The organism is uncultured Campylobacter sp. (assembly GCF_938030815.1).
GTDB lineage: Bacteria > Campylobacterota > Campylobacteria > Campylobacterales > Campylobacteraceae > Campylobacter_B.
This window is the reverse complement of the sequence record NZ_CALHII010000077.1, coordinates 21,965-30,843: the sequence shown is the minus strand read 5'-3', so window position 1 is coordinate 30,843 and position 8,879 is coordinate 21,965. Positions and strand designations below refer to the sequence as shown.

At 46.2% G+C, this 8,879-nt stretch carries 9 protein-coding genes; 6 read left to right on the top strand and 3 right to left on the bottom strand.

Annotation, left to right across the window (positions count from 1 at the left end):
- Positions 1–736 (bottom strand): pseudouridine synthase (locus Q0277_RS02950; RefSeq protein ID WP_297995423.1); only part of this gene is annotated, 736 nt, incomplete at its 3' end.
- 75 nt (positions 737–811) lie between these two features.
- On the opposite strand from Q0277_RS02950, the gene purB reads away from it, so the two are divergent.
- Complete coding sequence (gene purB, locus Q0277_RS02945; protein WP_297995420.1) at positions 812–2,143, top strand: adenylosuccinate lyase; 1,332 nt, start codon at positions 812–814, stop codon at positions 2,141–2,143.
- Positions 2,144–2,684: 541 nt separating this feature from the next.
- On the opposite strand, the gene Q0277_RS02940 is transcribed toward purB, so the two are convergent.
- Entirely contained in the window at positions 2,685–2,810 is a 126-nt protein-coding gene (locus tag Q0277_RS02940; RefSeq protein ID WP_297995418.1) for a hypothetical protein, read from the bottom strand.
- Between the two features lie 133 nt (positions 2,811–2,943).
- Positions 2,944–3,582, bottom strand: coding sequence for an outer membrane beta-barrel protein (locus Q0277_RS02935; RefSeq protein WP_297995414.1), 639 nt, complete (start codon positions 3,580–3,582; stop codon positions 2,944–2,946).
- A 610-nt stretch (positions 3,583–4,192) separates the two neighbouring features.
- Here Q0277_RS02935 and Q0277_RS02930 point away from each other — a divergent pair.
- The 5 genes from Q0277_RS02930 to Q0277_RS02910 all read left to right on the top strand — a co-directional run bounded on the left by Q0277_RS02930 (position 4,193) and on the right by Q0277_RS02910 (position 8,636).
- The gene (locus tag Q0277_RS02930; RefSeq protein WP_297995427.1) at positions 4,193–5,539 is read left to right on the top strand and encodes a DASS family sodium-coupled anion symporter; all 1,347 of its coding nucleotides are present in this window, start codon (positions 4,193–4,195) and stop codon (positions 5,537–5,539) included.
- 166 nt (positions 5,540–5,705) lie between these two features.
- Complete coding sequence (locus Q0277_RS02925) at positions 5,706–6,359, top strand: amino acid ABC transporter permease (RefSeq protein ID WP_291938807.1); 654 nt, start codon at positions 5,706–5,708, stop codon at positions 6,357–6,359.
- A gap of 2 nt (positions 6,360–6,361) precedes the next feature.
- Positions 6,362–7,018 carry an amino acid ABC transporter permease gene (locus Q0277_RS02920; protein ID WP_297995412.1) on the top strand — a complete coding sequence of 219 codons (657 nt, stop codon included), beginning with the start codon at positions 6,362–6,364 and terminating at the stop codon, positions 7,016–7,018.
- Entirely contained in the window at positions 7,018–7,755 is a 738-nt protein-coding gene (locus tag Q0277_RS02915; RefSeq protein WP_297995410.1) for an amino acid ABC transporter ATP-binding protein, read from the top strand. The genes Q0277_RS02920 and Q0277_RS02915 overlap by 1 nt, the downstream gene beginning before the upstream one ends.
- A 20-nt stretch (positions 7,756–7,775) precedes the next feature.
- Complete coding sequence (locus tag Q0277_RS02910) at positions 7,776–8,636, top strand: cysteine ABC transporter substrate-binding protein (protein WP_297995407.1); 861 nt, start codon at positions 7,776–7,778, stop codon at positions 8,634–8,636.
- Positions 8,637–8,879 lie beyond the last annotated feature (243 nt).

The window sequence follows — 8,879 nt, the reverse complement described above, 5'->3', positions numbered from 1 at the left end:
CATCGCCAGCAGAAGCGCCAAATTCAAATTTAGCTTGCATGCCGTCAGATAGAGCATCGCACCATAATCTCCTACTCGCACTATTAGACAAGATATTAAATCCAAATTTATCGCCTGCCCCTTTTAAAGCTCGCATATCGCGCAGATCCGATACGTTATCTGGTAAACTCACAGCATCGTCCGCAAATTTTGATCTGCAAATTTCATACGAACCTAGCGCATAGCAATTCTCTATCTCACCATTGCAAGCAGCACTTTGCAAATCCCCTCGTACGAGCGCTAGATAGCTTTTCATCACCCTACGCTGTTCGAAGCACTCTTTAAGCTCGCGCGCCGCGTCTTTATCCTTAGCGACGATAAGAATTCCGCTGGTTTCTAAATCAAGCCTGTGCGCCACGCACGCGTCCTGCCCGTATAGCGACCAGATCTCGTCATACATATTATAAGGCGAGTTGCGCCCGCTCGGATGGCTTAAAATTCCACTCGGCTTGTCAAATGCCGCAAACGCATCGCACTCAAAGATCGGCTTCAGTCCGCGCGGCTCGCATTTGTAATCGATCAAAAAAATTTCTCCGTGCGCGACGGAGCTTTTATGTAAATTTCGATCCTCTGCATCGGTTACGCGGTGCTTGTCACAGATGCGCTGCGCGGATTTCATATCGTATCCGAGGCTAAGCAGAATTTCGTAAATTTTGCGCCCCTCAAAGCTCCCCAAGCTTCTTTTCTCATAACCCATATTAAACTTTCAGCCCCATTTTTATATAATTTTTGCCATCATTATACAAGAAATTCTAACCGAAAGGCTACTAAAATGGTCGAAAGATACGCAAGAAAAGAGATGTCTGAAAAATGGAGCTTGCAAGCCAAATACGACGCGTGGCTAAAAGTCGAGCTCGCGGCGGTTAAAGCGTGGAATAAGCTAGGTTTAATAAGCGACTGCGATAAAGATAAAATTCTACAAAACGCAAGCTTTAGGATCGAGCGGATAGATGAGATCGAAAAGACCACCAAGCACGACGTGATTGCATTTCTAACGAGCGTGAGTGAGAGCCTTGGGCAGGAGAGCCGCTTCGTGCATTACGGCATGACTAGCAGCGATTGCATCGATACCGCCGTTGCGCTACAAATCAAAGAAAGCATGGAGCTTATCATTGAGGATGTACAAAATTTAAAAGCTGCGATAAAATCTCAAGCCATGAAGCATAAAATGACACTGATGGTCGGGCGCAGCCACGGTATCCACGGCGAGCCGATCACTTTCGGACTCGTGCTTGCAGTCTGGCATGATGAGATAAATCGCGCGCTAGAGCTTTTACAACACGCAAAAAGCGTTATCAGCTACGGCAAAATAAGCGGTGCGATGGGGAATTTCGCCCACGCTCCACTAGAGCTGGAAGAGCTAGTGTGCGAATATCTGGGGTTAAAGCCCGCTCCCGCGTCCAATCAAGTCATCCAGCGCGATCGCTACGCGCAGGTAATGAGCGCACTTGCGATCCTGGCTTCCAGCTGCGAAAAGATCGCTATCGCAATCCGCCACTATCAACGCACCGAGGTTTATGAGGCAGAGGAATTTTTTAGCCCAGGACAAAAGGGCAGCTCTGCGATGCCACACAAACGAAATCCTGTGCTTAGCGAAAACGTAACGGGGCTATGCCGTATGATCCGTAGCTTCGCAATACCCGCGATGGAGGACGTAGCGCTATGGCACGAACGCGACATCAGCCATAGCTCAGTCGAGCGATTTATCCTCCCCGACGGCTTTATAACCGCCGATTTTATGCTAAATCGCTTGACAAGCTTGATCGAAAGACTGCTCGTATATCCCGAAAATATGATGAGAAATCTAAATTTAACTGGTGGGCTCGTGTTTTCGCAGCGCGTGCTGCTAGAGCTGCCTAAACGAGGAGTTAGCAGAGAGGATGCTTATAAAATCGTGCAGCGTAATGCGATGAAGGTCTGGGCGGATCTGCAAGAGGGCAAAAAAGCTATAGATGAGCAAGGACATAGCCTATTTTTACAAAATCTGCTCGCAGATACAAAGCTGCGAGAAAAGCTAAGCGAAAGCGAGATCAAAGAGTGCTTTGACTACAGATATTACACTAAAAACGTAGACGCGATTTTCGCTAGGGTTTTTGGCAAATAGCAGGCACGACGACTTGCTATTTTAAAACTCCGAGCTAGCTTACAAAATATAGCGAAGCAGCTAGAAATTTATGTTTGCGCCGAAGCATTTTAATAACCGCGATTGAAATTTTAAAATTTTGATAAAGATAAAATTTTAGTAAAAGCGTAGCGCTTGTGGATAAATCTGGTATCTAAATCCGCAAGAACAAGCGCCACTGCTTTTACCATGAATTTATAAAGGCAAAATTCTACGGTTGCAACTAATCTTAAAATCGTAAAAATTTAATGCTTTAAAACGTCAAAATTCTTAGACGCAGTAGTTTTAGAATTTTTACCGCAAAAATTTAAGTGCTAATCCCGAAGATGTAAATGCGAGATTTCCATAAAGCAAAATAGCATTTTCTGTGTCGTACTCGAACTAGGGGTCGTGAGATATCCGAAGCAATTATGAAACAAATTTAAAGTGGCAAATGGAGACATTGATAAAATTCCGCTTTTTCAACTTGAAATTATAACGATTCTTAGAAAAAAGCAGATTGAGTAAAATTTCATAAATTCCATCAATTTAAGCGCTTACCAGATAGCACCAAAAATACGAGCCAAGCTTGCGTGAATATATTTGAAATTTTGTATGTACGAGTGGGTAAAATTTTACGTCTAGTATCGGCAGCACCCTTGATTATCATATAATTGCATCTGAATTGCTCGCAAATTTCGGATTAAACAATCCTGCGATTTGACGTCTAATAATTATTTGGAATTTAAAACGGATGGAGCGAGAGTTCGTTCGCTCCATCCTGCGCTAGCACATTAGAATTTTTAGAATTTAAAGTTGTATCCTAAATATAGTCCATGATTGGTCTCGTAGGCTTTATCTATATCCTCTCCGAGCTTACTAGCCTTGTATCTCGTGTAGTCCGCCTTGTAGCCAAACTCAATCTCGTTATGCTCATCAAAGCTATATAGTCCACCTAGCTTTGCGCCGATTACCCAGCCGTTTAAATTCGCCTTGTAGGAATTGGAATAGGCATATCCAGGTAAAGAAAAAGAGCTTTCGTTTTTATACCTCATAAATGAAACTCCCGTATAAGCGCCCGCTACGAGTTTAAAGCCGTTTGTAATCTCAGGCGTAAAATCCCCGCCTACGAGCAAGCTATGCTTATTCCACTCGTGTTTAAATATGATGTCCTCGTCAGTGCCAGTTTTCGAAGCTTTGAAATCATACAAGTACTCGCCGTACGCCCTAGCTATACCGAAATCGTAGCCGCCTTTAAAGCCGAGCGCAGCCTGCCCCTTATTATCTTTATTCGTGCCAGAATCGTCCTCGTCAGACCATTTAGTAGTGATGCTGGATTTAAAAGAGTAATCTCCCTCGATACTTAAAAATATCCCCTCGCCGAAGCTTGAGCTTGCGCACACCGCAGCGGCAAGCGCCGCGATTAAAATTTTGTTTTTCACATTTTCTCCTTACAATTTATAATTTCGGGCTTTCCACCGCCGCCGCTTTTGCCATTTTACCGCTTGCTATCTTTAAGCGTCTTCCGCCAAGCTCGCTCATAAGCGCGTTTAAAATTTGTTGATTATAATATCCTTTTTTTGAAATTTCGATGAATTTCGCGACAAGACTTGGAATTTTATCTCACTCGCCTTGGATAAAATTTTATCTCGATTGCCTAGATGAAATTCGACGAAATTCTACACCGCCTCCCTTAGGCAGTTAGCAAATTTAATGTCGGGTGTCATTAAAAAATAATCTGTGATGAAATTTAAAGCGCTTACTTAGTTGTTCGTTTTTATGTATAATTTAAAATTTACACACGAGATAAGTGCCGTGTTACCGATAGTAACTGCACTTTTAAAAATTTAAGACGATTTGATTTGGAATTTATAAAATTCCCGCCTCATTTTTGTATCATAAGCCAAATCCAAAAAAGGAGTATCTATGGAAGAACACAAAGTGGAATTACGCAACTCCCGCTTACAAGGGCCGCTAGACTCAGACGTAGACGAGCTGGGTTTAGACAGGCTCACCGACACCGTGCCGTTTCCTAAGCGCGGCGTCATCATTATGGCGATTGCTGCTGCAGTGGGCTTTGCTCTATATGCCGCGTTACCATTTGAGCCTAATGTCAAAAAAGGCCTTGCGCTGCTTGCTTTCATCGCGATTATGTGGCTTACAGAGGCCGTGCATATCACGGTAACCGCGCTTATGGTGCCGGTGCTTGCGGTAGCTATCGGACTTGGCAAATTTGCTAAAGATGGCACTTTCACGGCTGCCACCATCAAAAGCACGCTTGCAAATTTTGCAAACCCTACGATCTTTACCTTTTTCGGCGGTTTTGCTCTGGCAACGGCTCTGCATATGCAAAAGCTCGATAAAAAGATCGCGATGTGGCTAATCGCCCGCGCAGGCGGCCGCTTGGGTGTAGCTGCGATTTTAATCTGCCTTGCTACGGCGATCCTTTCGATGTGGGTTTCAAACACCGCAACTGCTGCGATGATGCTTCCGATCGCGCTTGGAATTTGCGCCAACATGGACGAGAGCAAAGATCGCGGCACGCTTGTGTTTTTGCTTTTAGGCATCGCGTATTCTGCAAGCATCGGAGGTCTGGGCACGCTCGTGGGATCTCCGCCAAATTTAATCGTGGCTCAAGCCTTGCACTACAGCTTCGCGGACTGGATGAAGGTAGGTTTGCCGCTAATGTGCGTGATGCTACCAATAATGCTTGTGGTGCTTTATATAATTTTCAAGCCGAATTTAAGCCATAAAATAGAGATGGATCTGGAGCATATCCCTTGGACGCGCGAGCGTATTATTACGATCATCGTATTTGCTCTAACAGCGCTTGGCTGGATATTTTCAAAGCAAATTTCAGCCCTTGTGGGCTTTAAAGTGGATGATGCTTACGTCGCCATCTGCTCGGCAGTCGTAATCGTCATACTAGGGCTTGCTAAATGGCACGACATCGCCGAAAACACCGAATGGGGCGTGCTGCTGCTTTTTGGCGGCGGACTTACTTTAAGTGCGGTTTTAGGCGATTCCGGAGCTTCTAAGGTGCTTGGCGATCTAGTCGCGCACACTTTCGGCGGAGCGCCTACTTACATCGTACTTTTGGTAACGGCAGTTTTCATCATCTGCCTTACGGAATTTACAAGCAATACCGCTTCAGCGGCGCTTTTGGTACCAGTATTTGCGGGAGTGGCGGCTCAAATGGGGCTACCGAAAGAAACTCTTACGATCATCATAGGCGTAGGCGCGAGCTGCGCTTTCGTAATGCCGGTAGCGACGCCGCCGAATGCTTTGGTTTTTGGAACGGGACGCATTCGCCAGGCGGAAATGGTGCGGAGTGGCGGAATTTTAGCAGTGGTTTCCGCGATTTTGGTTTCGGGATACGCGTATATTTTTTACTCGTAAAATTCCGTCAAAATTCTATAGTCCGGGTATCTACTCGGACTAAATATATTTATAAGATATATTTTTAAACTCCTAAATTTTCGGAATTTTTATAAAAAAATTCTGATTTAATACTATTTTAATCAGTTATCTGTATAATATGCATATTTTACGGAAAGAAGAATTTATGGATTTTGATTTTATAGCTAAATTTAGCCCGATGTTCGTAAAGGCGGGAATTTTAACGCTGAAGCTCGCATTTTACGGGATTTTACTATCCATCATCATCGGTTTTATCTGCACTCTGATAAAATATAAAAGATTGCCGCTGCTAAGCCCGCTTGTGAGCGCATATATCGAGCTATCTCGCAACACTCCGCTTTTAATTCAGCTATTTTTTCTATACTACGGCCTGCCGAAGCTCGGCGTTCAAATTTCGGGCTTTACCTGCGCGATCGTAGGGCTTGCGTTTTTGGGCGGAAGCTATATGAGCGAGAGCTTTAGGCTCGGTTTTGAGGCGATAAAAAAATCCCAGATCGAAAGCGCGATGAGCCTGGGGCTAAGCGAAGCACAGATAGTGTTTTACGTCGTGCTGCCGCGCGCCTTTGCGATCGCCCTGCCCTCCATCAGCGCAAATATCATATTCCTACTCAAAGAAACCTCGATCGTTAGCATCGTCGCACTCGCCGATCTCGTTTATGCCGCAAAGGACGTGATCGGGCTGTATTACAAGACGAACGAGGCACTGTTTATGCTAAGCGTTTCGTATCTGATCATAATCCTGCCACTTTCGCTCGCACTTACGCTGCTTGAAAAGCGCCTTGCGTATATGAGAGGCTAGCGATGGAACTATTCGGCGGCGAAAATTTAATCAGGCTTCTTGGCGGGCTTGGGGTCACGCTGCAAATCGCGCTTATCTCGATCGCGGTTTCACTCGTGCTAGGCTTGGTACTTGGAATTTTAATGGCCTCGGGGCGCAGAGCTTTATACATCCCGCTTAAAATTTGCCTAGAGATCGTGCGCATAATGCCGCCCATCGTTTGGCTATTCATCGTATATTTCGGCGCAAGCAAGGCATTTGGCATCCACATCTCAAATATCGCGGCTTCGATCATCGTCTTTAGCATCTGGGGCGTTTTTGAGATGATGGATCTGGTGCGCGGCGCCGTACTTAGCATCCCTAAGCATCAGTTCGAAAGCGCCGAAGCGCTCGCGTTTAGCAGATCTCAAATTTATCTCTACGTCATCCTGCCGCTTGCGATGAGGCGCCTAGTGCCTGCAACGATAAATTTATTCAGCAGGATGATAAAAACAACCTCGATCGCCGTACTCATCGGCGTTATCGAGCTCGTTAAGGTCGGACAGCAGATCATCGAAGTGAATGTCTTCCGCGACAATTACGCGCCGCTAATCATCTACGGAGCGATATTTTTCGTATATTTTTTGATCTGCTATCCGATCTCGGTGCTTTCGAAAAAACTAGAAAATAGGTGGAGCTGATGGAAATTTTAAAAATCGATAAAGTCAATAAATTTTACGGCGAGCTGCACGCACTAAAGGACGTCAGCCTTAGCGTCGCGCAGGGCGAGGTCGTAGTGATCCTGGGTCCTAGCGGCTGCGGCAAAAGCACCCTACTTCGCACGATCAACGGGCTAGAGCCGGTACAAAGCGGAAATTTTATAATCGAGGGCGAGCGGATCGATCAAAATTTCAAAGAGTGGCGCAGGATCAGACAAAAGATCGGTATGGTCTTTCAAAGCTACGAGCTTTTCGATCATCTTAGCGTGCTGCATAACATAATCCTGGGCCCGATGAAAGTACAAAACGTCCCGAAAGAGGAAGCGATAACTCTAGCGCGCGAATGGCTAAAGATCGTAGGCCTTGCGGATAAGGAAAATTCCTATCCCAAAGAGCTTAGCGGCGGGCAGAAGCAGCGTATCGCGATCGTGCGAAGCCTTGTGATGAAGCCCAAGATCATGCTTTTTGACGAGGTTACCGCAGCACTTGATCCCGAGATCGTGCGCGAGGTGCTCGACGTAATGCTAAATCTCGCCAAAGAGGGGCAGACTATGCTAATCGTAACGCACGAGATGGGCTTTGCGCGCGCCGTAGCCGATCGCATAGTTTTTATGGACGAGGGAAGCATCGTGGAGATTAACGAACCGGAGGCGTTTTTTACCGCTCCAAAGAGCGAGCGCGCGAAGAAATTTCTAAATATGTTCGAATTTAAAAAATAAATTTTAATAAAGGAGAAAAGATGAAAAAAACGCTAAGCACGCTTTTTATCTTAGGTGCGTTATTTTTCGCAGGTTGCAACGACGAGAGCAAAGGCTCCTCAAATTCCGCGCAAGGCTCCGCCGCTCCGCAAAGCTATATAGACGGAGTTAAAAAGCGCGGCGTAGTAAGGATCGCCGTTTTCGGCGACAAGCCGCCGTTTGGCTACATCGACGAGGCGGGCAAAAACGCGGGATACGACGTGTATTTTGCAAAACGTATCGCAAAGGAGCTTTTGGGCGATGAGAGCAAGGTGCAGTTCGTACTCGTAGAGGCCGCCAATCGCGCGGAATTTTTGGCGTCCGACAAAGTCGATATCACGCTTGCAAATTTCACCGTCACGCCGGAGCGCAAAGAGGTCGTGGATTTCGCGCTACCGTATATGAAGGTAGCTCTCGGCGTCGCGAGCCCGAATGGCGATATTACCGACGTTTCGCAGCTTAAGGACAAAACGCTTTTAATAAACAAAGGCACGACCGCGGATCTGTATTTTACGAAAAATCACCCCGAGATCAAGCTTTTAAAATTTGACCAAAATACCGAGACTTTCGGTGCGATGCTGGACCGCAGAGGCGATGCGATCGCGCATGATAATACGCTTTTGTTTGCATGGACGAAATCAAACCCTGGCTTTAAGGTAGGCATCCGCTCGCTCGGCGATCAGGATGTCATTGCGCCTGCGGTCAAAAAGGGCAACGACGAGCTTCGCAAATGGCTTGACGATCTAATCGTAAAGCTCGCAGACGAGAAATTTTTCCACGCCGACTACGATGCGACGCTAGCACCTATATACGGCGACGACATCAAGGCTGACGATGTCGTAATCGAGGGTGGGAAGCTATAAATTTTGATTCGCCGTCTAATTTAGCAGGGCAATTATCAAGCCCTGCAACTTCGCAGCGACGAGCCGCCGTATCTTCTCTTCACTGAACGGCGGCTGTAAACGCCCATAGGCGGCAAGCGCTTCTATAAGCTAGCTAAATTTATCGATCTAGCGGCAAAGTTTTGCTTCCACGCGGCGAATTTGCCGCCGAGTAAATTTTAGCTGAACCGAAACGCAGCCTAGCGCGGATCGTCGCGGCAAAAT

Bases quoted from the DNA above. Each gene is read 5' to 3' on its own strand.
- purB (WP_297995420.1), top strand. From the start codon at position 812: ATGGTCGAAAGATACGCAAGAAAAGAGATGTCTGAAAAATGGAGCTTG.
- Q0277_RS02940 (WP_297995418.1), bottom strand. From the start codon at position 2,810: ATGATAATCAAGGGTGCTGCCGATACTAGACGTAAAATTTTACCCACT.
- Q0277_RS02930 (WP_297995427.1), top strand. From the start codon at position 4,193: ATGGCGATTGCTGCTGCAGTGGGCTTTGCTCTATATGCCGCGTTACCA.
- Q0277_RS02925 (WP_291938807.1), top strand. From the start codon at position 5,706: ATGGATTTTGATTTTATAGCTAAATTTAGCCCGATGTTCGTAAAGGCG.
- Q0277_RS02920 (WP_297995412.1), top strand. From the start codon at position 6,362: ATGGAACTATTCGGCGGCGAAAATTTAATCAGGCTTCTTGGCGGGCTT.
- Q0277_RS02915 (WP_297995410.1), top strand. From the start codon at position 7,018: ATGGAAATTTTAAAAATCGATAAAGTCAATAAATTTTACGGCGAGCTG.
- Q0277_RS02910 (WP_297995407.1), top strand. From the start codon at position 7,776: ATGAAAAAAACGCTAAGCACGCTTTTTATCTTAGGTGCGTTATTTTTC.